Here is a 24,280-nt window from a genome sequence, read left to right as displayed (position 1 = left end):
GCCGGTTCCAGGGTTACCACCACCGTTGCCGGGGTTGCCCCCACCGGTGCCGGGATTGCCGGCGGTGCCGGGCTCTCCCCCACCGTTGCCGGGGTTGCCGCCGGTGCCGGGCTCTCCCCCACCGTTGCCCGCAGAGCCGAGGTTACCGCCGGAGCTGTTGTTGCCCACACCGTTGGTAGTGTTCCCGCCGTTGCCGGGGTTGCCAACAAGCGTCGAAGGGGTCGCCTCAATACCCGGCCGCGCGACGGAAGGGCCGGAGTTCCCGGCGGGCCCGACGGATCCGTTCCCAGCCATAGCCGCCGAGGGCGTCGGCGATGCAGGGACGAGAACAGCAGTCAGGCTGGACTGGACCGGCCGGGGGTTTTCCACCAGGCCGCCCGACGCGGTGCTGTAGTCGATCGGTTCGACGATCGCGGCCGAAACCGACGGAGCAGCGGCGCTTGGCGCAGCCACGTTGACGGCGCCGGGCTGGTCGCGAGTGACCGACGCTGTGGACCCGGCGGGCACGTCGCTTGAGCCGTTGCCGCTCATCGAGCGGACCTCGACCAAGCCTTCGGCGACGTGGACCCGGTCGACTTGGCCGTCGACGCTGACGGTGAAGGTGGTGCCCTTCACCACGGCGGCCAGAAGCGGCGTCTCAACCCTGAAATGCGGCCGGGTGCGACGATCGACCTGGAACAGGGCCGATCCGAGATCTTGCAGGATACGGGTCACGCCGTTCTGTTCTGGCGCGAGCGTTGTTCGGCTCGAGGGGCCGACGACAATCCGTTGGTCTCCGTTCGTGACCACCGCGCGACCGGCCCCGCCTGTCGTGATGCTCGAGCCGACGGGCAGAAGCTGCCCGGGGACGCCATCGACCACGCCCCGTGACGGCAGGGTGACACGGACCACGCCGCTCACTTCGCGCATGCGCCAGTCGTCGGCGAGTGCAGAGGTCGCTCCAAGGACGATAAATGCTGTGATGGCTAAGAAAAAGTTCCGGATGACAGACATGGCTGGCCCCTAGTTGAACCCCCCAGATAACACTGGCTCTGCTACCCCGAACTTAAGCGACGACGTTAATACGATATTGAAGACTAAGATTTTAACTCTCTGAGCATCCACCTCGACTAGGACCAAACCAACCGTGGCACGCGGATCAAGACATTTGCTTGGCCAAGTGAGCCTCATTCTGACGGTTATACTCGGTATGGCCGGCCTGACGGCTCCTGCATTCGCTGACGCGGTGTCGTGCGATCAGGACTGCTTCGTTCTCAGCAGCGTGAGCATCGAGGGCGTCAGCGCCTATCCCATGGCGGCATTCGCCCCGGCCTACGCCGATCGACTGGCGAGCCCGGTGGGCGAGCAGGACTTGGTCAGAATGGCCGACGCGATCACCGAGCACTACCGCAGGGATGGCTACTTTCTGACCCGCGCCGTCATTGCTCCCGGTGATCCCGCCGCAGGCGCTGCCAGGATCGTTGTTTACGAAGGTTACATCGGCGAGGTCGTGGTCGAAGGGACCGGGGCCGCAGCGGTGTCCGGGATACTTGTCCCATTAGAACAGAGAAGCATCCTGACCATCGCTGAGCTGGACCGCCGGCTGGCGCTGGCGTCGGACATGCCCGGGGTGACCCTCACGAACCGCATCGAGCCGGTACTGGACGATCCGGCCCGGCACCGCCTCGTTGTGACGGCTGAACTTGACCGTTCTACGGGGGGCGTCTTCGTCGAGAACAGGGGATCAGAAGCCCAAGGACCTTGGCAGGTCTATGGTTGGACCGCGGGCAACTCCGTCTTGCGAGACGGAGATCGCGTTGCCGTCTCCGTGCTCACCACCCCCCAGGACGTGGAGGAGTTGACCTTTGCGGAGGCGTCCTACTCAGCGCCTTTAGGAGGCCATACCCGCTTCAAAGTCTCGATCTCGGGCTACTCAACCAACGCCCCACCTGGCGCTTCCGCCTGGCTGAGTGGAGACAGTCGCGCGGCTTCGCTTTCGCTGACCCAGACCATTTTGCGCCGCAAGGATCGCAGCCTCTACATAACGGCGAGCCTCGACGTCAGGAACGTCGAGCAGACATACATGGGCGGTCGCACCGTCGACGAAAGGCTGGCGGTCGCCCGAGCCCTCGTCTCGGGCCAGGTCACAGGGGCGCGAGGATGGATTTCGGGCTGGGCGGCAGTGTCCCGAGGTCTTGACGCTTTTGGAGCCACGACTGAGGCCAGGCCGGGCCAGACCCGCGCAGACGCCACCGGAGAGTTCACCAAGATAGCCGTAGGGGGCTCCGCCTATCACGACATCAGCCGCCACGTCGGTGTTTATGCCAGCGCCTCGGCCCAATGGTCGGACGATCCTCTACTGGGCTCCGAAGAGTTCTACTTCGGCGGTTCCGAGGTAGGTCGCGCCTTCGCATACGGAGAGCGGAACGGCGACAAGGGGATCGCCGGCGTCGTCGAACTCCGCGTCGGCTGGGATCCTTCGCCCTCGCAGGTTCGCTTTGTTCAGGTTTACGGGTTCGTCGATGGCGGCCGGGTATGGAACGCGTCACCTGGAGGCGATGTCGCGGCCGAGTTGGCTTCCGCCGGGGTCGGAACCCGCATCACCTTGCAGGGCCAGACGATGCTTCGGGCAGAGCTGGCAAGACCGATTTCAGGCCGCGCCCTGGATGATCAAGACGGTGGCTGGAGAGCTTTCGTTTCGCTGTCCAAATCATTCTAGCGCGCCGACCGGCGCTCCGGCCATGGAATCACTAGCCCGGCAGCAGGTGTAGCGCAGGTCGAACTTCGAGGGGCCGCCCAGCTAAAGATCGCTATCTTGGGAGGTGCGGAAGCGGTGCTTTTGGCCAGTCTGGGAAGGGGCTGGGGGCACCGAGCTCACCGGTCGACTTTGCCTCTCAAGCCCTTGTGGGGCATGGATGCGGCTCGAATCGTAAGCTGATTTCGTAATGAGGGGGTCAGGTGTTCGAGTCACCTAAGCGGCGCCACCTTCTGGCGCGAACCTGCCCAGGACCGGTCCGCAAGTTCGTGGTGGCGGCATTGGCGCGTCTGGTACTCTCTGCCAACGGGGTGAATCTTGACCCATCTTCTGACCCGACGGCTCACGATGCGGCCGGTGCTAATCGAGGACTTCGGCGACATCGCCGACCTTTGGGCCAACGAGCGGTTCACGCGTCCGATTGCCGGGCGGGGCGCGCTGACGACCGAGGAGGTCTGGTTCCGCCTGTTGCGCGACCTCGGCCACTGGTCGGCGCTGGGTCAGGGCAATTGGTCGCTCCGGATGAGGGACGGCGGGGCCTATGTCGGCTCGGTCGGGGTGCTGGACTATCGCCGGGGGTGCGTCCCGCCGCTGGACGCGCCCGAGCTGGGCTGGGGCGTCGCGCCGGCGTTTCAGGGCCAGGGCCTGGCGCGCGAGGCGCTCGACGCAGCGCTGGACTGGTGCGACCGGGTGCTGAATGCCCCGCGCACCGTCTGCATGATCGACCCGCCCAACGCCCCGTCGCTGAAGCTGGCCGAGCGGACCGGCTACCGGCCCTATGCCGAGGGGACATACCAGGACAAGGCCGTCATCCTGCTGGAGCGGCGGGCGTTCGGCGCGTGAAGGGTGGTGGCTGGGGGCGGGATCGAACCGCCGACCTGTGGGTTATGAATCCACCGCTCTAACCATCTGAGCTACCCAGCCCCGTGTCAGGCGAACCTGGGGGGACGTCGCGGGCGGGCGCAAGCGGCCGGGCGCGCGAGAGGCGTGCCTATATCGTCCGCGCCCCGCCGGTTCAAGCCGTGTGTTGGCCAGCTCCCGGCCGCGACAGGCCGTCGCGCGGGAGCCGCAACCGGAACAGTGGCGCTTTGACATCGTTGCCGCCATAGAACCCGACACCAGACCCTGAAACGGAGACCGATCCATGCGCCCCATGCTGTTCGCCGCCGCCACATCCGTTCTCGCGCTCGCCGCCGCCTGCGGGGCCAATGGAGAGCCGAACGCCGCCGGGCCGCAGCAGGCCGGGGCGCCCGTCGAGACGCGGCCCGCCAACGCCCCGGATCAGCAGCCGGCCTTCGCCAACCAGACGCGCGCGCCGGGCGTCGTAACCGAGCGCGCCCTGGCCCACACCGTGGTCGCTTCGGGGTTGGTCCAGCCGTGGGGTCTGGCCATGCTACCGGACGGGCGCTGGCTGGTGACCGAGCTGGGCGGAAACCTGCGCATCGTCACCGCTGACGGTCAGGTGGGCCAGCCCATCGCGGGTCTTCCTGCCGTGGACGCCGTCGGCCAGGGCGGCCTGCTGGACGTCGCCGTCGGCCCCAGCTTCGGCGAGGACCGGATGATCTACTGGAGCTATGCCGAGCGGCGGGAGGGCGGCAACGCCACCTCGGTCGCCCGCGGGGCCCTGTCGGCCGATGGAACGCGGGTGGAGAACGTCGAAGTCATCTTCCGCGCGGTGCCGGTCTATGACGGCGACAAGCATTTCGGATCGTCGCTGGCCTTCGACCCGGCCGGTCATCTGTTCATCACGCTCGGCGACCGCTCCGACGCGCCGATGCGGCCGCAGGCGCAGCAGCTGGACAGCCACATGGGCAAGATCATCCGCATCAACGCCGATGGCTCGGTGCCCGCCGACAACCCCTTCGTCGGCCGCGAGGGCGCCCTCCCGGAAATCTGGTCGCTGGGTCACCGCAACGTTCAGGGCGTGGCGATCCAGCCGGGCACCGGCGCGGCCTGGACGGTCGAGCACGGCACGCGCGGCGGCGACGAAGTGAACCTCGTCGAAGGCGGTCGCAACTACGGCTGGCCCGAGGTCACCTATGGCATCGAGTATCGCGGCGGGCCGATCAACGGCGGCATCACCGCGCGCGAAGGCACGGAGCAGCCCGTCTACTATTGGGACCCGTCGATCGCGCCGGGCGGCCAGGTCTTCTACGAAGGCGCGATGTTCCCCGAGTGGAACGGCAACCTTCTGGTCGCCGCGCTCAAGGACAAGCACATCGCCCGTCTGGTGCTCGAGAACGGCCGCGTGGTGGGCGAAGAGCGCCTGCTGACCGATCTGGGCGAGCGCGTGCGCGACATCGCCATCGCCCCCGACGGCGCGGTGTGGGTCATCACCGACGAGGACAACGGCAAGCTCGTGCGGCTGGCCGCGCAGTAGCGCCCGACGCCGGAAGGGCGGTCAGCCCTTCCGGTCGATCCTGAACGGCACGAAGTTGGACGGGTGGCTGACCACGCGCTCGCTGGCGCGCGGCTGGCGCTGGCCGACCAGGAGCCCGCCCCACAGGGCGAAGGACATCATGGCGTGCTGGAGGTTCTTGTCCTTGTCGTTCATCGTGTGCGTCTCCTTTCGCTGAACGGGGGAAGGAGACACGTCGTGCGTCGGGGGATTTCACCCTCTCGTCGTTTCGCGTCATCGTCACCTTGCGCCACACAGCGCGCGAACGCAAGTTTTTGATCCGGTATCGGAGTAGTTTTCGTCTTTATGTCGTCATCAGGACACGCTCCGCCCAATGCCGTCGCCACGCCCTGCATCAAGGTCTGCGTGGTCGACGGGGCGTCTGGCCTGTGCCTGGGCTGCTACCGGACGCTGGGCGAGATCGGCGGCTGGAGCGCGCTGAGCGATGATCAACGCGCGGAAATCATGACGGAACTTTCGGGTCGACGGGGGAAGATCGATCCCCGGCTGAGGGGCGACTGAGGCGTCAACCTTTCGTCAGCCACGTCGGTTCACCGCATCCCAACCGCGCTCGGGCATAGAGGACACGCGCCGCAGAAGCGGCCGGGCCGCAGGGAAGTGTTCTGGTGCGTTTCGACCTTCAGTCCGCCGTCGTCATGGTCGCGGCGACCGTTTCCTCTCTGTCCGTCGCCTGGTGGCTGACCCACCGCGAGCCGCGCGAGGCCCAGGCCGCCGTGGTCATGCCCGCCGTGGCCAGCGCGCCTGCATCGGGCGGCGTCGCCCAGATCGCCCGCTCCGCCGACGGCCACTACTGGGCCCAGGCCGATGTCGAGGGCAGGGCGGTGCGGATGCTTGTGGACACGGGGGCCAGCGTGGTCGCCCTGACGCGCGAGGATGCGCTGAGGCTGGGCCTGCGCCTGACATCTGCGGATTTCACCCAGACCGTCGAGACCGCGTCCGGTCCCGTGATGGCTGCGGCCGTGGAGCTGGACCATGTCTCGGTCGCCGGAGCCCGCGTCGAGGATGTGCGGGCGCTGGTCGTCGAAGAGGGCCTGCCGCATTCGCTACTGGGCATGAGCTATCTGGGACGGCTCTCGGCCTTCGAGGCCCGGCCGAACGGCCTGACGCTGCGGCCCTGAGGCCTAGAGCGCCTTCACCATCACCGACACCGCTGTCGCCAGCAGATACAGCGCGAAGGCGCGGCGCAGGACCTTGCGGTCCAGCCGGTGCGCCAGACGCGCGCCATACGGGGCGACCAGCGTCGTCAGCAGCCCCATGGCCACGGCGGCCGGTACGTTGACGTAGCCGAGGCTCAGCGGCGGCCGCCCCTCCGCGTCCCAGCCGAAGACGACGAACCCCAGCGTCGCCGCGATCCCGATCGCCACGCCAAAGCCGGACGCCGTCGCCACCGCCTGATGGATCGGCCGGCCGCACAGGGTCATCAGCATGCCGCCGAAACTGCCTCCCCCCACCCCCATCATGGCCGACAGTCCGCCGATCAGAGCCCCGATGCCGCGTCGGCCCCAGCCGTCGGGCAGATCCTTCGCCAGCGTCGCGGTCTCGGGCAGCAGGCCCATCTGGGCCGCCACGACCATCAGGCAGACGCCATAGACGACCGCAAGGCCCTCCATCGACGTGAGCCCTGCGACGCCCGCCCCGATGAGGGCCCCGACGGCCACCCACGGCGTCCAGCGCTTCAGCACCCGCTCGTCCACCGCTCCGTGCGCCCGATGCGCGCCCAGCGACCGCCAGGAGGTGGCGACGATGGTCAGCAGCGAGGTGCCGATGGCGACGTGCAGATTGGCCTCGCCCCCTAGCCCGAGCACGGAGAAGGCGTAGAACAGGGCCGGAACCAGCACCGTGCCGCCGCCCACGCCAAACAGGCCCGCTATCAGTCCGCCCACCAGCCCGGCGGCCAGCACCGCCGCGCCGAGCAGCAGGAGCTGGGACGGGTCGAGCCCGTTCAGAACCGCACCGTCGCGCCCAGCTGGACGATGGGGAAGACGCCCTTGTCCTTGGCGTCCTCGGAAATGTCGCGGGCTTCCTGCTCCAGCCGGGCGCGGAAGGCCGGGTCGTTGGACAGGCTGCCGCCAGTGGAGGTCAGGGCGACGTCGGGCGCCTCGCTCCAGGCTACGCCGGCGATGGCGCGAAAGCCGAAGCGGCTGTCGCGATAGAAGGCGTCATCGAAACCCACGCCGACGAAGGGCGCGATGTCCGACAGCTTGATGGCTCCCGACAGGGTTCCGACCTGCCCGGGCGTGACGATCTGGCCGCCGATCTCGACCGGCGCGCTAGGCCGGGCCGACAGGCCGATGGTGCGGTCTCCCACATAGACCCCGCCGGAGACGAGGAAGGCGTTCTGGAAGGGGTGGACGTCGACGAAGGCCGAGACCGTGTCGAAGTCGAAGCGGCCGGAATAGTCGATGTCGTCGAAGCTCTGATCGACGTCGTAGCCCAGGGTGTCGACGCCGGCGCGGAGCACGAACACCGGACCCAGCGCTGCCTGAACTTCCACCCCCGCGCCCGGCGTGCCGAGGTTCAGGGCCGCCGTGATGGGGGATCGCGCCCGCGACTGCGCCTCGGCGGTTCCGGCGAGGGCCAGCAGGCAGGCAACGAGGACGAGCGTGTGTTTCATGGGCCAGGACTGAGCGCCCACCGTGCTTAACAGGCGCTTGACGTCAGGCGGCCTCGACAAGGCGTTCGCGGCTGGCCTCGGCCTCGCGCACCGCGTCCAGCGCCCGGTCGACGACCTCCAGCCCCGCGCCCGGCCGGATGGCCTCCACCGTCAGGATGCGGCGGAAGGCGCGCGCGCCGGGGCGGCCGTGCATCAGGCCCAGCATGTGCCGGGTCATGAACGAGAGCGACACGCCCTCCTCCAGCCGGGCGGCCAGATAGGGTTTGTAGCGGTCGACGGCCTCGAAGGCGTCCACGTCGGGGCTCGCCGCGCCGAAAAGACGCCGATCCGCGTGACCCAGCAGGGCGGGCTCGTGGTAGGCGGCGCGTCCCATCATGACGCCGTCCAGCGCCACGCCGTCAGCGTCATCCAAGTGCGCCTCGGATTCGTCGAGCGTGGCGACGCCGCCGTTGATGGAGATCGACAGATTCGGCCGCTCGGCCTTCAGGCGGCGCACCAGCGGGTAGTCCAGGGGCGGAATGTCCCGGTTCTCCTTGGGCGAGAGGCCCTTCAGCCAGGCCTTGCGGGCATGGACGACGAAGACCGAGACGCCCACGGCGGCGCAGGCGTCGACCAGGGCGAACAGGCTCTGTTCCGGGTCCTGATCGTCCACACCGATGCGGCATTTGACGGTCGCGGGAACCGACACGGCCTCGCGGATCGCGGCCATGCAGTCGGCGACCAGTTCGGGCTCGCGAATCAGGCAGGCGCCGAAGCGGCCGGACTGAACCCGGTCGGACGGGCAGCCGACGTTCAGGTTGATCTCGTCATAGCCGAGCTCGGCGCCGATGCGGGCGGCCCGGGCCAGCTGGTCGGGCTCCGACCCGCCGATCTGAAGCGCCACGGGATGCTCGACCGCATCGAAACCCAGCAGCCGTTCCGGATCGCCGTGGATCACCGCGGGCGCGGTGACCATCTCGGTGTAGAGCAGGGCCTGTGTCGTCAGGGTCCGGTGGAAGGCGCGGCAGTGCCGGTCCGTCCAGTCCATCATCGGGGCGACGGACAGGCGGCGGTGGGCCTTCAGAGGGTCTACGGGCGCGGTCACGGCGCTCACATAGGGCAAAGGGGCGTCGAAATCACGCCCCGGGCCGTCGCCCGGTCAGTAGGCGAAGTCGCGGTAGATGCGGGTTACGTCGCCCTGCCAGTCGCCGTGGTAGAGATCGAGCAGGCGCTCGGCCGGGGTGACGCCGCTGTCAGCGATGTCTTCCAGCTCCGCCAGATAGCCCCGCTCGTCGACCATGCCGCCCGAGAAACGGGCACGGTTCTTCAGCCCCTGTTTGGCGATGGCTACCATGTCGACGGCGACGTCGCGCACCGACCGGCCGGCGACTTCGGCGCGCAGGCCCAGCTTCGTCACATCGCGACGCAGGCGCTCGTGATCGGCGATGTCCCAGTCCTTGCAGAGGTCCCAGGCGGTGTGAAGCGACGGCGCGTCATAGAAGATGCCGACCCACAGGGCGGGCAGGGCGCAGATGCGGCTCCAGGGTCCGCCGTCAGCCCCGCGCATCTCCAGGTACTGCTTGAGGCGGACTTCGGGAAACAGGGTGGTCAGGTGGTCGGCCCAGTCCTTCTTGTTGGGCTTCTCGCCGGGAAGGGCGGGTAGGCGGCCGTCCATGAAGTCGCGGAACGACTGGCCCGAGGCGTCGATGTAGCGGCCGTCGCGCTTGACGAAATACATCGGCGTGTCGAGCGCGTAGTTCACATAGGTCTCGAAGCCGAAGCCGTCCTCGAAGACGAAGCCCAGCATGCCGGTGCGGTCCGGATCGGTGTCGGTCCAGACGTTGGCGCGGGCCGACAGGAAGCCGTTCGGCCGACCCTCCGTAAACGGACTGCAGGCGAACAGGGCGGTGGCGATGGGCTGGAGCGCGAGACTGGTGCGGAACTTCAGCACCATGTCGGCCTCGGAATCGAAGTCGAGGTTGGCCTGGATGGTGCAGGTCCTCAGCATCATGTCGAGGCCGAGGTTGCCGACCTTGGGCATGTAGGCCCGCATGATGTCGTAGCGGCCCTTGGGCATCACCGGCACGTCCTCGCGCCGCCACATCGGATCAAAGCCGGCCCCGAGGAAGCCGAGGTTCAAGAGGTCGGCGACCTGCTTGACCTCCATCAGGTGCTGGCCGGTCTCCGAACAGATGTCGTGGATGTCCTTCAGCGGCGCGCCAGACAGTTCGAACTGGCCGCCGGGCTCCAGGCTGATGGAGGCGGTGAAGCCTTCGCTGTTCTTGCGCTCCAGCGCGATGACGTGGCCGCCCTCCTCGACTGGGGCCCAGCCGAAGCGCTGCAGTCCCTCCAGCATGGCGCGGATTCCGTTCGGGCCCTCATAGGTTGGGCGGCGCAGGGTGGACTTGTCGAAGCCGAACTTCTCGTGCTCCGCGCCGACCCGCCACTGGTCCTTGGGCTTGATGCCCTTGGACAGGGCGCCGACCAGGTCGTCGAACGTCAGAGGTGCGGTGTTGGTCATGAATGCCCCAGCGGACGCCTCGCCCGTCGCGGCTAGATGGGCGGGAATGTGGCGGCGGGCAAGAGCGCGCCTATCGCTCCCAATCCCCCATGGTCGCCTGCCACAGGGTCATGGCCGCGATGGCGGCTGTGTCGGCCCGGAGGACACGGGGGCCGAGCGATACGGCGGTGGTGAAGGGCAGGCTCCGCAGCCGATCGCGCTCTTCCGGCGAGAAGCCGCCCTCGGGACCGATCAGGATGGCCCAGGGGCCGGGTCCGTTGATCGCGGAGGCGACCGGCGCCCCGCCGGTCTCGTCGCAGAACATCAACCGGCGGCCGTCCTGCCAGTTATCCAGAATGGCCTCCAGCTTCACCGGCTCGTCGACGGCGGGGACATCCAGACGCCCGGTCTGCTCGGCGGCCTCCTCAGCGATGGCGTCCAGGCGGTCGAGACGGATGCGGTCGGCGTTGGTCCTCTGGGTGATCGCCAGCCGGACGCGTTTCGCCCCCAGCTCGGCGGCCTTCTCGACGATGGTCTCGACCCGCGCCTTCTTCACGACGGCGACGATCAGTTCGAGGTCCGGGCCATAGGCCTGGGGCCGGGCCTGTTGTTGGGCGCGCAGGATCACGCCCTTCTTCAGCACCTCGGCGACGACGCAGCGCCACTCGCCGTCGACGCCATTGAATACCAGGAGCGCATCACCCGCCTTCAGCCGCATGACCTGGGTCAGGTATCGCGACTGGTCCAGCGTCGGCGCGACGGCGCTGCCTGCCGACAGGGGCTGGGGGACGTGGAGGCGGATCATTCGTCAGGCGATCTCGATCAGGTCGACGTCCTCAGCGACCGCCATCGTCAGGATGCGCAGGCTGTGGTCCCGCAGGAGTTGCTCGACGTAGGCCGTGGGCCGATTTCCGCACTTCAGCCAGACGACCTTGGGCGGGGAGCCATGCAGGGCCGAAAGGTCCGCAAAGTCGGCATCCAGTGTCACGATGCTGAAATCGTTCTCGGCCGCGTATCGCCAGATGGCTGCGTCGTCCGCGCGATCCAGGCCAAGCAGGCGAACCTGGCTCGATCCCGGAAAGGCGTGGGTGAGGAGCGCCGGCAGCCGGTGGCTCAGGTTCTGGTCGAACAGCAGCTTCACGCCGTGGCGATCACGGTCCGGCGTTGGCGGTCGGCCGCGAAGGCGAGCACGGCACGGATGTCGTCTTCCGTCAGCTCGGGGAAGTCGGCGATGACCTCCTCGTGGCTCAGGCCTTCCGCCAGCCAACCCAGAACATCGGCAACGGTGATCCGCATGCCGCGAACGGTGGCCTGACCCCCGCGCTTGCCGGGCTCGATGGTGATGTGCTGGCGATAGTCGATCATCGCCAGCACCTTATCACGACCGTTAGCGACGTCCCAGCCGACCTACAGCGACCGCGCGATCAGCAGCTTCATGATCTCGTTCGTCCCGCCATAGATGCGCTGGACGCGGGCGTCCTTGTACAGCTGGGCGATCGGGTACTCGTTCATGTAGCCGTAGCCGCCGTGCAGCTGGAGCATCTCGTCGATGGTTTCGCCCTGGATGTCCGTGACCCAGTATTTGGCCATGGAGGCGGTCACGGCGTCCAGCTGACCCTTCAGGTGCAGGCCGATGCAGTGGTCGACGAAGACGCGGGCCACTGTCAGCTTGGTCTTGACCTCGGCCAGCTTGAACTGGGTGTTCTGGAAATCCAGGATCCGCTTGCCGAAGGCCTTGCGTCCCTTGACGTATTCCAGGGTCTCGTGGAGGCCGCGCTCAGCCGCCGCGACGCCCTGGACGGCGATGTTCAGGCGCTCCTGCGGCAGCTGCTGCATCAGCTGGATGAAGCCCAGGCCCTCGGCGCCGCCGATGATGTTCTCGCCGGGCACCTTCACGTCGTTGAAGAACAGCTCGGAGGTGTCGTTGCCCTCCATGCCGATCTTGTGGAGGTTGCGGCCGCGTTCGAAACCCTCGGCCCCATCGGTCTCGACCACGATCAGCGACGTGCCCTTGGCGCCCTCGGCCGGGTCGGTCTTGGCGACGACGATGATGAAGTTGGCCAGCTGGCCGTTGGTGATGAAGGTCTTGGAGCCGTTCACCACATAGCCGTTGCCGGACTTGATGGCGGTGGTCTTGATGCCTTGCAGATCGCTGCCCGCGCCCGGCTCGGTCATGGCGATGGCGCCGACCAGTTCGCCGGTCAGCAGGCGGGGCAGCCAGCGCGCCTTCTGCTCCTCGGTGCCGTAGTGCCAGATGTAGGGAGCGACGATGGCGTTGTGCAGCGAGATGCCGAAATGGTCCGCGCCCTTCCAGCCCAGCTGGCGCATCAGCACGACCTCATGGCGATAGTCGCCACCCATGCCGCCCTCTTCCTCGGGCATGGACAGGCCCAGCAGACCCGCCTCGCCGGCCTTGTTCCACAGATCGCGCGGGACGGTGGAGTTGGCGATCCACGACTGGACGGCCTCGGGCGGCGCGTGCTCGTCGATCCACTTGGCGACGGAGTCGGAGAACAGGACGATCTCCTCGTCCTGCATGAAGTCGGGTTCGGGGACGGACAGGGGGTTCATGGATCAACTCCGCTTTGGGAACCCTCTCCCAAAGGGAGAGGGCTTGAGCGCCCGAGAGCCCGTCGGGCGATCGGACTTGCGCGAAAGGGTGAGGGGTTACGGTGCAAGCCGGTGAGGGCACAACCCCTCACCCTTTCGGCTTGCGGATCGCTACGCTCTCCGAGCCTCAAGCCCTCTCCCGATGGGAGAGGGACGACTTAAAACGCCTCCGCCGGCATGGCCATCAGGACGTCCGCGCCGGTCCTCAGTTTCTTCAGATGCGCTCCCGCGTCGGGCAGGATGCGCTCGACGAAGTAGCGGCCGGTCTGGAGCTTGGTGACGTAGTAGGGGTCGGTCGAACCCGCATCGATCGCCTTCTGGGCCGCGACCGCCATCTGGGCCCAGACATAGGCCAGCGCCGTCAGGCCGAAGATGTTCAGATAGTCCGTGGACGCCGCACCCGCGTTGTCCGGGTTCTGCATGCCGTTCTGCATCAGCCACATGGTGGCCTCCTGCAGCTGCTTCTTGGCGTCGGCCAGGCCGTCGACGAAGGGCTTGACGCTCTCGCCCGCTCCACCGTGTTCAGCCACGAAGCCGTCGATGTCGCCGAACCAGGTCATGATGGCCCGGCCGCCGTTGGCCGGCAGCTTGCGACCGACCAAGTCCAGCGCCTGGATGCCGTTGGCGCCCTCGTAGATCATGGTGATGCGCGCATCGCGCAGATACTGCGAGGCCGGATAGTGCTCGGTGTAGCCCGAGCCGCCGTGGACCTGCATGGCCAGGGACGCGACGTGGAAGCCCTTGTCGGTCAGATAGGCCTTCAGCACCGGGGTGATCAGGCCCATGTAGTCACGCGCCTTCTGGGCCGTCGCCGCATCGTCCGAACGCTGAAGATCGGCCTGGAGCGCGGTCCACAGGATGAAGGCCTGGCCGCCCTCGACGAAGGCCTTGGCCTCCAGCAGCATGCGGCGCACGTCCGGATGGACGATGATCGGGTCGGCGGGGCCGTCCGGGTTTTTCGGTCCGGTCAGGCTGCGGCCCTGGACGCGGTCCTTGGCGAACTCGACGGCGGCCTGATAGGCGGCGGTGCCGATAGCAAGGCCCTGCAGGCCCGTGCCGAGGCGGGCCTCGTTCATCATGATGAACATGGCGGCCATGCCCTTGTTCTCTTCGCCGACCAGCCAGCCCTTGGCCCCGTCGTAGGCCATGACGCAGGTGGCGTTGCCGTGGATGCCCATCTTGTGCTCCAGGCCCGCGCAGCCGACGCCGGCGTTGCGCTCGCCTAGCGAGCCGTCGTCGTTGACGTGGATCTTGGGCACGACGAACAGGCTGATGCCCTTGATGCCGGCCGGTGCGCCTTCGATGCGGGCCAGGACCAGGTGGATGATGTTGTCGGTGAAGTCGTGCTCGCCCGACGAAATCCAGATCTTCTGGCCGGTGATGGAATAGCTGCCGTCGCCGTTCGGGACCGCCTTGGTGCGGATCAGGCCCAGGTCCGTGCCGCACTGGGGCTCGGTCAGGTTCATGGTGCCGCCCCACTCGCCGGTGGCCAGCTTGGGCAGATACTTGGCCTTCTGCTCAGGGCTGCCCGAGGCGTGCAGCGCCTCGTAGCAGCCATGGGTCAGCCCCGGATACATGGAAAACGCCGGCGACGCCGCCGCCGTGAACTGGCCGAACGCCATGCCGACCACGGCGGGCATGCCCTGGCCGCCGAACTCGGGGTCGGACGACAAAGCGGGCCAGCCGGCCTCTACCATCGACTGATAGGCTTCCTTCCAGCCCGTCGGGCCGGTCACCTTGCCATTGTCCCACTTGCAGCCTTCCTGATCGCCGACCTTGTTCAGGGGGGCGATGACTTCCTCGGAGAACTTGGCGCCCTCCTCCAGGATCTGCTGCACCAGGTCCGACGACACGTCCTGGAAGCCCGGAGAGTTGGAATAGCGATCGATCTCCAGAACCTCGTTGAGGATGAAGGTCAGGTCGCGGACGGGCGCCTTGTAGGCCATGGGGTCAGGCTCTCAGCTTGAACGGATGATGGTGGTGGTGGTCGAGGCGTTCGCGCAGCACCGAGGCGTACTCCTCGGCGCCGGGCAGGAGGTCGGGCCGCTGCTCTTTCAGCCGGGCTTCCATGGCCGCACAGGCCTCCTCGGCCATCTCGATGGCGGCGTCGAGGTCCTCGCGCTGCTGCTTCAGGGCCTCGATCTGGGCGCGATGGCGGCGCAGGGCGATCGCCATCTGATGGGTGTTGCCGTCGTTCCTGTCATACAGATCCAGCATCTCCTGGATCTCGGTCAGGGTGAAACCGATCCGCCTCCCGCGCAGGATCAGCTTCAGACGCGCCCGGTCGCGCGCGTCGTAGACCCGCGTCTGGCCCTTGCGCGCGGGCGTCAGAAGCCCCTTGTCCTCATAGAACCGCAGGGCGCGCGCCGTCGCCCCGAACTCCCGGCAGAGCTGGCGGATCGAATAGGTGCGATGATCGTCGGCGGTCGCCATGCGGGATCCATACGCAAAGTTGACGCGGACGTAAAGGGAAGGTTTGAGGGCCGGATGTCGCGCAAGCACGTCAATAAGGGTACAGCGCCGAGGAAGGGCGACCTGCCGACCAAGGACTGCGTCGTCTGCAACCGGCCCTTTACCTGGCGGGCCAAGTGGGCGCGCGACTGGGACAGCATCACCACCTGCTCGGACCGCTGCCGGGGCGAGCGGAGGCGAAAGGGCTCGACGGCGGAACCGTCGCCGTGAGACGGTCGTTTGCGCGACTGGAGGAGCTTCCGCCGTGTCCCTGATCGCCCGCCGACCCCGACTGATCGCCGTTGCCGCCGTGACCGCCGTGGCGGGGCTGGCGCTGGCCGGCTGGACCTTCGCGCCGGGCACGGACGCCGAAGGCCGCGCCCTCGGTCCACGCATCGCCATCGACCTGGTCACCCCGCCCGAACCCGAGATCGTCGAGGGCGGCATCCTGGATGTCGGCCAGATCAACGACGGCTTCGATGACGCGGCCCTGGAACGGATCGCCGTCGTTGAGGACCCGACCTTCCTGCCCGAAGACGCCTATGCCGGGCCGGAGGGAGACCTCGCCTATCTGCCACGCATGCCGATGCCGCGCCCGATCGCCATGGAGGATTTCCCGCCGGTCGAGGCGCCGCCCCCGCCGCGGCGCGATGCCCTGGACGACGGCTCGCGCTGGTTTGGGCTGGACCGGCTGCTGGGGTTCGGACCCTCGCGTCGCGTCGAGCGGGTCGAGGCAACCCCCGATCCTCGCTGGGATGACCCCGAAGATCCGTCGGTCGAGGCGCCGCCGCCTTCGGGACCTCGCCCGTATTACTCGGACCACGGCCAGTACTCGTCCGAATAAGTCGCAATGATTACAGCGCAGTAATCGTGACGACGATTTAATCCACCTGTCACGCTTGTAACGAGACTGAAACGCGTCATCCCGCCACACCTCTCGCCACAATGAGGGGAACCCCAAGGCGATGACCAAGTCCATTCTTCTGGCCACGACGGCCATGATCTTCAGCGCCACGGGCGTCCTGGCCCAAACGGCACCCGCCCCGCCGGCGACCCCGCCGCAGGCCACCGCCCAGACGCCGGTTCCCACCGGCCCTACCACCCAGGCCCCGCTGGTCGACGCCAGCCAGCAGGGCGTTCTGGTGTTCACGCCGGACTTCTTCGCGGATCAGCGCCCGAACACGGCGCTGGACATGGTCAACCGCATCCCCGGCTTCTCGGTTCAGGACGGCGACGGCTCGCGAGGCTTCGAGGGCGCAGTGGGCAATATCCTGATCAACGGGGCTCGCCCGGCGTCCAAGAGCGACACGGGGTCGAACGCCATCAGCCGCATCCTGGTCGCGCAGGTCGAGCGCATCGAGCTGGTGCGCGGCGGCGCCCCCGGCATCGACATGCAGGGCTATTCGGTGGTGGTGAACGTCATCACCAAATCCACGGCCTCGACCGAGCAGATCCTGACGATGGAGGGCGCCTTCTTCGAGGGCGGCGAGGATCGCTATTTCGGTCGCTACCAGTTCACGCGCCGCGAGGGCGAGCGGGTCTGGGGCTTCACCCTGGCCGACGGCGTGGCCATCGACGATTCGCGCGGCGTGGGCCGGGTCGTCCGGCGTGATGCGGCCGGCAACATCACCCGCGACGAGGGCTGGCGCGACGGCCAGAACGGCGGGGGGCAGGCCATCCGGGTCAACTTCGCCGACGCCTTCCTGGGCGGCAAGATCGACCTGACGGCGCGCTATGGCCTGAACGACTACAACCAGTTCAGCTTGCAGGACGGCCCCGGGATCCTGCGCGACAGCCGCTTCGAGGAAGACGGCGCGAACGGCGAGTTCGGGGCGGTGTTCACACGGCCGCTGCGGACCGGCCTGACGTCGGAGACGCGCTTCATCCACGAGTGGGGCGAGTTCGAGAACGCCTCGACCTTCGTGACCACCACCAACGGCGTGGCCGGGCCCCTGCAGCGGTTCGGATCGGAGGGCGAGACGTCCGAGAGCATCCTGCGCTCCTTGCTGCGGTGGGAGCGGTCGGCGTCGGTGACGCTCGAGGCCGGGGGCGAGGTCGCCTACAACATGCTGGAGATCGCCCAGGAGCTGAGCGACGGCGGCGTGGTCATTCCGCTGCCCAGCGACCAGATCAAGGTCGAGGAGACCCGGGGCGAGGTCTTCGCGCGCGGCACCTGGCGCATCCGGCCCAACCTGACCCTGGAAGGCGGGGTCCGGCTGGAGGCCTCGACCATCAGCCAGTCGGGCGACGCTGACCGCGAAGAGAGCTTCTTCTACGCCAAGCCGCGCCTGCAGGTGACCTGGACGCCGATGCCGCAGAACCAGCTTCGCTTCCGTTTCGAGCGCGAACTGGGCCAGCTCGATTTCGGCGATTTCGCCGCCGGCGCGGACCTGGACGACGAGCAGCTGTTCGGCGGCAACGTCGACCTGGTGCCTGAGGAACGCTGGATCAGCGAACTGACCTATGAGCGGCGCTTCCTCGGCGACGGCATCGTCTCCATCGGCTACCGCCACGACGAGATCGTGGGCGTGATCGACCGCCTGCCCCTGCCGAACGGCCTGTCGGCCGTGGGCAACATCGGCGACGCCACGCTGGACCAGCTGGCCGTCAACGTCGTCCTGCCGATGGACTGGGCCGGATTCTCGGGCGGCGAGTTCCGGTTCCGGAACACCTGGAACGACACCTCGGTGATCGATCCGACGACGGGCCGTGAGCGGCCGATCTCGGGCGTGCGGCCGTCGCAGCCCGGCTTCACCATCGCTCAGGACATCACGACCTGGCGCATCAACTGGGCGGTGACCTATCTGGAGAGCCTGCGTCAGTTCAACTATGGGCCGGACCAGATCTCGGGCTTTACCGGCAGCGACTACTTCGAGGCGAACATCGAGTGGAAGCCGACGGCGACCTGGTCGATCCGGGGCCAGGTCAATGTCTGGAACGACTTCCAGGCCGAGCGCACGGTCTTCGCCGACCGCACCCCGGCGCGGCCGATCCTGTTCACCGAACTGCGTCCGACCGATCCGCGCACCTTCTGGCAGATCCGGGTGCGCAAGACGTTCTGATCGAAGGGTCAGGCGCGACGAATAAGGGCGGCGTCCTCGCGGACGCCGCCCTTTTCGTTTCCACCGACGGCTGGATCAGCCGGTGGTGGTGGCTCCCGGCCGGGCGACGTTACCGTCCTCGCGGCCCATGTCCGTCACCGTGGGTCCCGGATGGGCGTCCGGGTCGTTGGCGCCGTTGGACCATTTGGCGATGAAGAAGCTCAGCACGATGAAGCCGATGCCGATGCCCACGCCCCACAGGCCGATCAGGTTGAAGGTCTCCAGCGACGTCTGCAGCGCCGCCTCCGGATTGGTGACCTGACCCCCGACTGTCTCGGTGCCCGCCAGCTTGGCGATCTCGCCGCCCAGGAAGTGGGCGATGGCCGAGGCCATGAACCACACCGCCATCATGAAGCTGACGATCGAGGCGACCGACAGCTTGGTGATCTCCGACAGGCCCACCGGCGACAGGAACAGCTCTCCCGTCGTGTGCAGCATGTAGAGCAGGCCCAGCAGCACCAGCGGCGTGCGGAAGCTGTCGTCCACCATGCCGGAGTTGGCGCCCCAGACCACCACCAGGAAGCCGAGGCCGACCTGGATGATGCCCAGGCCGAACTTCACCACCGGATTGGGGTCCATCTTCTTCGAGCCCAGGAAGGCCCACAGGGCGGCGAACACCGGCGCGAAGATCAGGATGAAGCCGGCGTTGAACGACTGGGTCTGGGCCGCGGTGATCGAGGTGTCGATCCAGCCCCAGCCGCTGACGGCCATGCCCGCGGCTTCCAGCTGGGCCGGGGTGCCGTAGGGGATGCCCAGGAAGGTCCCGGCCTGCTGCGTCACCGCCAGATCGACGTTGCGATCCGCGAACAGGTTCAGCGAGGAGCCGGCCTGTTCGAACAGGGTGAAGAACACCGCCGAGCCGAAGATCAGCACCGTGGCCAGCATCATCCGCTCGCGCGCGACCTTGTCGCCCCTGAGCTTGAAGATGATGAACCAAGCGATGAAGCCCAGGGCCGCGATGGTCGAGATCAAGAGGCCCTGACCCACGAGCGTGTGGTTCGGCACGATGAAGAAAAGCGCGCCGACGCCGACGAAGCCCAGCAGATAGATGATGGTCTCGCGGTTCAGGAAGCCCATCACGGGCTTCTTGATCAGCTCGGGGAAGGGGCTTTCGCCCTTGCCCTGCAGCAGCGGCTTGCCCAGCCAGAAGACGATCAGGCCGAGGAACATGCCGATGCCCGCGAGGCCGAAGCCCCAGCCCCAGCCGTAGTTCTGGCCCAGATAGCCGCACAGAACCGCCGCCCAGAAGGCCCCCAGGTTGATGCCGTAGTAGTAAAGCGTGAAGCCCGAATCCCGCCGGGGATCGCCCTGCGGATAGAGCTGGCCCACCAGCGTCGAGATGTTCGGCTTCAGGAAGCCCACGCCCATGATGATCAGCGATAGCGCCAGGTAGAAGGCGTTGACCCCGTTCTGGTCGCGCTCGGCCGACAGTTCGTACTGGCCGGTCGGCAGGACGTTGGGCAGGGCGCCGCCGGGGGCCAGGCCCTCGATGGTCAGGCCGGTCTCTCCGGAGGTGTATTCATACGGCTGGCCGTCGACCAGCAGGCGGGTCTCGCGCGCCTCGCCGCGGCCCTCGATCTGCACCGCGTACTCCTGACCGCCATAGGTCAGGGTCTGGGTCGCCGGACGGCCTTCATAGGCCATCAGGCCGTGACCCATGACCAGCAGGATGGCGCCGAACATGATGGCCTTGCGGGTGCCGATATAGCGGTCCGCCACGATGCCGCCGATCAGGGGCAGCAGGTACACGAGCGAGCCATAGGTGCCGTACTGGCCCGAGGCGAAGTCGTCGTCGAACAGGAAGTGTTGGGTCAGGAAGAAGATCAGCAGGCCGCGCATGCCGTAGAAGGAGAAGCGCTCCCACATCTCGGCGAAGAAGCATACGATCAGGCCCTTGGGGTGGCCCTTCAGAATCTGCAGCAGGACCGGAATGCCGGTCACCAGGGTGATGATCACCCCCAGAAGGATGACGATATTCATCTGGCGGGCCTCGCCGCCTGTGGTGACCGGATCAAAAGCTAACTCCCTGCTGGCGCGCCTCTCCCTGGCGCTCTTGTCATCCCGGACCCCGATCCGGGACGGCGGCATAAGCAGCACGACGGGAAAGCCCCGACAACCCTTATGGTAACCGAACCGTCACGAAACGCGGATGAACGCAGGCTGAACCAGAGCTCAAACCGCGTGCGCGGCCTCGTGCGCCAGCAGCCAGCGCTTGCGCTCCAGTCCACCCGCATAGCCGGTCAGGGTTCCGTTCGAGCCGATCACCCGGTGGCAGGGCACGATGACGCCGATGGGATTGGAGCCGTTGGCCAGCCCCACGGCCCGTACCGCGCCCGGGCGGCCGATGGCGGCGGCGAGCTGGCCGTAGCTGCGGGTCTCGCCGACCGGAATAGTGCGCAACGCCGCCCAGACTTCGGCCTGAAAGGCGGTGCCGGAGGTTCGCACGGGCAAGGCGTCGAGCGCGCGCACGTCGCCGTCGAAGTAGGCCGAGACGGCCCGGCGCACCGGCTCCGGCGCCCGGCCGGGGACCAGGATCGCTCCGGGCGCATGGCGGGCGAGCAGCCGCATCATTCGCGCCTCGAAGTCCGTGAAATCCAGCGCCCGCACCGCGCCCTCGGCGTCGGTCACGATCAGCACCTCGCCGACCGGCGTCGACATCCGGTCGACGGTCAGGGTTTCAGGCCGCTTGTCGCTCATCGTCTCTCTCCGTCAGTTCGGCCGCCGCAATCCCCGCCATGCGCAGTTGCAGCGCCCCATAGGCCCGCCAGGGCCGCCAGCTCTCAGCCCGCCGGGCCAGAGCCTGATCCTCGTCCGCCAGCCGGTCGCTGGGCGCGTCGTCGCCGGCGTCCACCCACAGACCGGGCAGGCGCAGCCCGGGTCGGGCCTCGACCAGAGGCCTCAGCACCGGGTCGGCCGAGAGGTCTCGCGCTATGGCTTCGGGATCGGCCGACAGGTCGAACACCCGCCGCACGCGGGCCAGTACGCCCGGCAAGGCCCGCAGGTCGTCGGCCTCGACGACCAGCTTCAAGCGCCCCGGTTCGCCGGGCGTCGCCGTGACGAAACCTTCGGCCCCGTCGATGTCGCGCGCCAGATCGCGCCGCCATACGCCCCTGACCACCGCATCGCCCCGCGCGGCGAGCGCCGCCTGCAGGGCGTCCCAGTCGTAGGGCGGGCGATAGGGCAGGCTGAGCCGCACCCCGCCGTCGCCGGGCCGCTCGGCACGACGACGCAGGGTCGATGGCGGGCGGGCGTAGAGCGCCTGGAAGGTCTCATTGAACCGCCGGACCGAGCCGAACCCGGACGCCAGCGCCACCTGGGCCATCGACAGGTCGCTCTCCTGGATCAGGGCCTTGGCCAGAAGCACCCGCCGCGTCTGGGCCACGCTGACCGGGGCGGCCCCCAGATGCTGGCGGAACAGGCGGCGCAGCTGGCGCTCGCCGACCCCCAGCCGACCGGCCAGAGCATCGACGTCGCCCTCGTCGAGCGCGCCCTGCTCGATCAGGCTGAGCGCCCGGCTGACGGTGTTGGAGGTGCCTCGCCACGCGCCCATGTCGGGTGCAGTCTCGGGCCGGCAGCGCAGGCAGGCGCGAAACCCGGCCTCTTCGGCCGCCGCCGCCGTCGGCACGAAGATCATGTTCTCGCGTTTCGGCGTCCGGGCCGGGCAGACGGGGCGACAGTAGATGCCCGTCGTCTTAACGCAGCCGAAGAACCGTCCGTCGAACCGCGCGTCGCGCGTCAGCACCGCGCGATAGCAGGCGTCCTGGTCCAGAAGGGTCGCGACGGTGTCCATGCCGCGAGAATGGACCGTCGGCCGATCCAAGTCTCGCGGTTTTCGGACATGAAGGTTGCCAGGAGACCGCGTCCTATTGCGGGCCGGTCGCTGGACCAGCCGTCAGGGCGGCGTCGGTCGAGCCGGAGCCGCGGGTTAGTTCCCCGACAAGGCGCTGGGCCTCGCCTTGCGCCGTCGCCGCCTACTGGCGCGTGCGACAACGGCGCTGGTTGAAGCGGCTGCCAGTAACGGCGCGCGTCTCACAGATGACCTCATCGGGATTGCGGCGCAGGGCGATATCCTCGCGGACTTCCTCGGCCTCTCCCTCCACAGCGACCTCGCTGAGGGTCGTGGTGGGCGGGTTCAGGATTGTCCGAGCGGTCGGGTCGGTGACCTGCGGGCCGAGAAGGAAAAGGGCCGCGAGAACGCCAGAAGAAACGAGCATGAGCCCCTCCGTCGGTAAAGATCGAGGGTCTCACCGTCCAACCCTTTACGCAACCTTCGGCCGAACAGTCCGCCATAGGTTTAGCATCGCCGACCCCAAAAGCGATATCGCCATCACCACCGCCGACCACGTCAGCACGATGGACAGGGTCGAGGCGACGCCGGGCAAGTCGCGGCCCCGCTCGTCGAGCATGCGCAGCCAGTCGAGCGTCAGGTAGGCCTGGTCGATGGCCACGGTGGCCTTCTGTCCGGCCGAGGTCAGGACGAACAGGTCGCCCGCCTGGGCGATGAACCACAGGAGAACCAGGTTGGCGGCGGCAACGGCGGCGCGAAACAGGGCCCGCAACCGCTCGGCCGTCGGATTGATCAGGGTAAACAGATCGACCGCCATCTGCACGAGGGCGAAGGCCAGGATGGGGGCGTAGAGCGTGGTCCACACCGGCGCCCCGGCCACCGTGACCGGCTGATCCGCGACCTCGAAGGTCGCCAGGCCCGGAAAGCTAACCAGACCCAGCCACCACAGGACGAACAGGCCGAGCGCCAGGATCGAGAACACCGCTTCGCCCGCCGGGCTCGAGCCGCCGACGCGCACCTGGACGGGGCGGATGTTCACGCCGCCGGCGGTCGAGGTCTTTGAGGCCTCCCTGGCCTTGACGCCCCAGGTCGTGGGGTCGGACAGGCCGAACAGGGACAGGTCCTTGGCCCGCCACTCGGTCATCCACTTCGGCCGGATCCGATAGTGCTCCATGATCGCGCCCGCCAGCGTCAGCGCCCCGATCAGCGTCAGGCCGGAGCCGAAGAAGCCGTGGAAGGCCTGGCTGATGGCCTGGCCGGGATCGCGCGGGCCGCTGATCAGGGTCACGACCAGCGACAGGGCGTGGATGGCGAGCAGCACCAGCAGCCCCGCCTTCACCCCGTACAGCCACCAGGGCAGAAGCTCCGGCCCGATCAGGCTGTCGGGGCCGGCGCGATAGCGGGCGGCGACCGCGAGAGGATGGCCGATCTCCCTCAGGACGCCCTCGACCTCGTCGGCCGTCAGGTCGCGGCCGAGTTCGGCCTCCTTCGCCTCCATGCGCGAGACGATCAGCTCGCGCAGTTCGTCGGTGATGTCGGCCCGGGTCTCGGGTGGCAGCTGGGCGGCCACGGCCTCCAGCCAGCGGTCGATGATATCCTCGGACGGCGTGGTCATGGCCTGTCCCTCCCCAATGAATGTTCGGATGTCAGAGAAGCCGGTCCAGCGAGCCGCCGATGGCGCGCCACTCGGCGGTCAGTCGTTCCAGCAGGGACGCGCCCAGCGGCGAGAGCACATAGAAGCGCTTCCTGCGCTTCTCCTCCTCCCGCCACTCGCTGAGCAGCAACCCTTGAGATTCCAGGCGGCGCAGCAGGGGGTAGAGGGTCGATTCCTCCATCTCCAGCCCGTCGGCCGCCAGCGCCTGGCGCAGGGTGTAGCCGTAGCGTTCGGTCCGCAGACAGGCGAGCACCGCCAGCACCAGCGACCCGCGCCGCAGCTCCAGCCGCATGGATTCAAAAAGCTCGTCGTCGGCGGACAAAATAACTCTCCGTGCGACACATAGTGTGTGCCGCACAGTGTATGACGCATACTGTGTGAGGCGTCAAGCAGGGATCTGCCGGAAATTGCTGCGCTGCAACAACGACTTG

26 protein-coding genes and 1 tRNA gene are annotated in these 24,280 nt (G+C 67.9%); 8 read left to right on the top strand and 19 right to left on the bottom strand.

The features are described from left to right. Nucleotides 1–993, bottom strand: a 993-nt coding sequence (locus tag Q333_RS17160; protein WP_084176208.1) for a FecR family protein, incomplete at its 3' end; no start/stop codon positions are given. Nucleotides 994–1,159: 166 nt separating this feature from the next. Between Q333_RS17160 and Q333_RS0116035 the strand changes: the two genes are divergently transcribed. Beyond that, on the top strand, nt 1,160–2,698 hold the full coding sequence (locus Q333_RS0116035) for a ShlB/FhaC/HecB family hemolysin secretion/activation protein (RefSeq protein WP_157072492.1): 1,539 nt from the start codon (nt 1,160–1,162) through the stop codon (nt 2,696–2,698). 354 nt (nt 2,699–3,052) lie between these two features. Continuing rightward, nucleotides 3,053–3,577: a GNAT family N-acetyltransferase gene (locus Q333_RS0116030; RefSeq protein ID WP_051651384.1), complete on the top strand. Its 525-nt coding sequence runs from the start codon at nt 3,053–3,055 to the stop codon at nt 3,575–3,577. A gap of 4 nt (nt 3,578–3,581) precedes the next feature. On the opposite strand, the gene Q333_RS0116025 is transcribed toward Q333_RS0116030, so the two are convergent. Then, a tRNA-Met gene (locus tag Q333_RS0116025) sits at nt 3,582–3,658 on the bottom strand. Nucleotides 3,659–3,878: 220 nt separating this feature from the next. Here Q333_RS0116025 and Q333_RS0116020 point away from each other — a divergent pair. Further along, nucleotides 3,879–5,114, top strand: a complete 1,236-nt coding sequence (locus tag Q333_RS0116020; RefSeq protein WP_029418262.1) for a PQQ-dependent sugar dehydrogenase — start codon at nt 3,879–3,881, stop codon at nt 5,112–5,114. Between the two features lie 21 nt (nt 5,115–5,135). Here the strand turns inward: Q333_RS0116020 and Q333_RS17775 are convergent, their stop codons facing one another. Further along, nucleotides 5,136–5,288 (bottom strand): hypothetical protein, encoded by a 153-nt coding sequence (locus tag Q333_RS17775; protein WP_169738151.1) that lies wholly within the window; start codon nt 5,286–5,288, stop codon nt 5,136–5,138. A 150-nt stretch (nt 5,289–5,438) separates the two neighbouring features. Here Q333_RS17775 and Q333_RS0116010 point away from each other — a divergent pair, with 150 nt between their 5' ends. Together Q333_RS0116010 and Q333_RS0116005 are read left to right on the top strand one after the other, a co-directional pair. After that, on the top strand, nt 5,439–5,654 hold the full coding sequence (locus tag Q333_RS0116010; protein WP_029418261.1) for a DUF1289 domain-containing protein: 216 nt from the start codon (nt 5,439–5,441) through the stop codon (nt 5,652–5,654). Nucleotides 5,655–5,758: 104 nt separating this feature from the next. Continuing rightward, on the top strand, nt 5,759–6,271 hold the full coding sequence (locus tag Q333_RS0116005; protein WP_342667406.1) for a TIGR02281 family clan AA aspartic protease: 513 nt from the start codon (nt 5,759–5,761) through the stop codon (nt 6,269–6,271). A gap of 3 nt (nt 6,272–6,274) precedes the next feature. On the opposite strand, the gene Q333_RS0116000 is transcribed toward Q333_RS0116005, so the two are convergent. The 10 genes from Q333_RS0116000 to Q333_RS0115955 form a co-directional block, all read right to left on the bottom strand. After that, nucleotides 6,275–7,054: a sulfite exporter TauE/SafE family protein gene (locus Q333_RS0116000; RefSeq protein ID WP_281173730.1), complete on the bottom strand. Its 780-nt coding sequence runs from the start codon at nt 7,052–7,054 to the stop codon at nt 6,275–6,277. 41 nt (nt 7,055–7,095) lie between these two features. After that, nucleotides 7,096–7,767 (bottom strand): hypothetical protein, encoded by a 672-nt coding sequence (locus Q333_RS0115995; protein ID WP_029418258.1) that lies wholly within the window; start codon nt 7,765–7,767, stop codon nt 7,096–7,098. 43 nt (nt 7,768–7,810) lie between these two features. Beyond that, a complete protein-coding gene (gene dusA, locus Q333_RS0115990; RefSeq protein WP_281173729.1) occupies nt 7,811–8,851 on the bottom strand; it encodes a tRNA dihydrouridine(20/20a) synthase DusA in 1,041 nt (346 codons plus the stop codon). Between the two features lie 54 nt (nt 8,852–8,905). Then, nucleotides 8,906–10,267, bottom strand: a complete 1,362-nt coding sequence (locus Q333_RS0115985) for a glutamate--cysteine ligase (protein WP_029418256.1) — start codon at nt 10,265–10,267, stop codon at nt 8,906–8,908. 70 nt (nt 10,268–10,337) lie between these two features. After that, a complete protein-coding gene (locus tag Q333_RS0115980) occupies nt 10,338–11,051 on the bottom strand; it encodes a 16S rRNA (uracil(1498)-N(3))-methyltransferase (protein WP_029418255.1) in 714 nt (237 codons plus the stop codon). A 3-nt stretch (nt 11,052–11,054) separates the two neighbouring features. Beyond that, on the bottom strand, nt 11,055–11,387 hold the full coding sequence (locus tag Q333_RS0115975) for a DUF5615 family PIN-like protein (RefSeq protein WP_029418254.1): 333 nt from the start codon (nt 11,385–11,387) through the stop codon (nt 11,055–11,057). Then, nucleotides 11,384–11,611, bottom strand: coding sequence for a DUF433 domain-containing protein (locus Q333_RS0115970; protein ID WP_211249721.1), 228 nt, complete (start codon nt 11,609–11,611; stop codon nt 11,384–11,386). The genes Q333_RS0115975 and Q333_RS0115970 overlap by 4 nt, the downstream gene beginning before the upstream one ends. 42 nt (nt 11,612–11,653) lie before the next feature. After that, nucleotides 11,654–12,817 (bottom strand): acyl-CoA dehydrogenase family protein, encoded by a 1,164-nt coding sequence (locus Q333_RS0115965; protein ID WP_029418252.1) that lies wholly within the window; start codon nt 12,815–12,817, stop codon nt 11,654–11,656. 197 nt (nt 12,818–13,014) lie between these two features. Next, complete coding sequence (locus tag Q333_RS0115960) at nt 13,015–14,802, bottom strand: acyl-CoA dehydrogenase C-terminal domain-containing protein (protein WP_029418251.1); 1,788 nt, start codon at nt 14,800–14,802, stop codon at nt 13,015–13,017. A gap of 4 nt (nt 14,803–14,806) precedes the next feature. Next, on the bottom strand, nt 14,807–15,289 hold the full coding sequence (locus tag Q333_RS0115955) for a MerR family transcriptional regulator (protein ID WP_029418250.1): 483 nt from the start codon (nt 15,287–15,289) through the stop codon (nt 14,807–14,809). Between the two features lie 54 nt (nt 15,290–15,343). On the opposite strand from Q333_RS0115955, the gene Q333_RS16755 reads away from it, so the two are divergent. The 3 genes from Q333_RS16755 (at nt 15,344) to Q333_RS0115940 (ending at nt 18,369) form a co-directional block, all read left to right on the top strand. Beyond that, entirely contained in the window at nt 15,344–15,538 is a 195-nt protein-coding gene (locus tag Q333_RS16755) for a DUF2256 domain-containing protein (protein WP_035294578.1), read from the top strand. Between the two features lie 34 nt (nt 15,539–15,572). Next, nucleotides 15,573–16,151: a hypothetical protein gene (locus Q333_RS0115945; RefSeq protein ID WP_029418249.1), complete on the top strand. Its 579-nt coding sequence runs from the start codon at nt 15,573–15,575 to the stop codon at nt 16,149–16,151. A gap of 121 nt (nt 16,152–16,272) precedes the next feature. Then, the gene (locus Q333_RS0115940; RefSeq protein ID WP_029418248.1) at nt 16,273–18,369 is read left to right on the top strand and encodes a TonB-dependent receptor plug domain-containing protein; all 2,097 of its coding nucleotides are present in this window, start codon (nt 16,273–16,275) and stop codon (nt 18,367–18,369) included. 75 nt (nt 18,370–18,444) lie between these two features. Here Q333_RS0115940 and Q333_RS0115935 read toward each other — a convergent pair whose 3' ends face one another. From Q333_RS0115935 to Q333_RS0115910, 6 genes are all read right to left on the bottom strand, one after another. Next, a complete protein-coding gene (locus Q333_RS0115935) occupies nt 18,445–20,388 on the bottom strand; it encodes a peptide MFS transporter (RefSeq protein WP_029418247.1) in 1,944 nt (647 codons plus the stop codon). Nucleotides 20,389–20,580: 192 nt separating this feature from the next. Then, complete coding sequence (locus Q333_RS17930; RefSeq protein WP_029418246.1) at nt 20,581–21,105, bottom strand: methylated-DNA--[protein]-cysteine S-methyltransferase; 525 nt, start codon at nt 21,103–21,105, stop codon at nt 20,581–20,583. Then, nucleotides 21,086–22,198 carry a bifunctional transcriptional activator/DNA repair enzyme AdaA gene (locus Q333_RS0115925; protein ID WP_029418245.1) on the bottom strand — a complete coding sequence of 371 codons (1,113 nt, stop codon included), beginning with the start codon at nt 22,196–22,198 and terminating at the stop codon, nt 21,086–21,088. Before Q333_RS0115925 ends, Q333_RS17930 begins: the two co-directional genes overlap by 20 nt. 181 nt (nt 22,199–22,379) lie before the next feature. Further along, nucleotides 22,380–22,622: a hypothetical protein gene (locus Q333_RS0115920; RefSeq protein ID WP_029418244.1), complete on the bottom strand. Its 243-nt coding sequence runs from the start codon at nt 22,620–22,622 to the stop codon at nt 22,380–22,382. A gap of 45 nt (nt 22,623–22,667) precedes the next feature. Beyond that, complete coding sequence (locus tag Q333_RS0115915; RefSeq protein ID WP_029418243.1) at nt 22,668–23,810, bottom strand: hypothetical protein; 1,143 nt, start codon at nt 23,808–23,810, stop codon at nt 22,668–22,670. 31 nt (nt 23,811–23,841) lie between these two features. Continuing rightward, entirely contained in the window at nt 23,842–24,171 is a 330-nt protein-coding gene (locus tag Q333_RS0115910; protein ID WP_029418242.1) for a PadR family transcriptional regulator, read from the bottom strand. Between the last annotated feature and the right edge of the window lie 109 nt (nt 24,172–24,280).

The organism is Brevundimonas bacteroides DSM 4726 (genome assembly GCF_000701445.1).
Classification (GTDB): Bacteria; Pseudomonadota; Alphaproteobacteria; order Caulobacterales; family Caulobacteraceae; genus Brevundimonas; species Brevundimonas bacteroides.
Note: the sequence above shows the minus strand (reverse complement) of the source record. Positions and strands in the feature narration are given on the sequence as shown.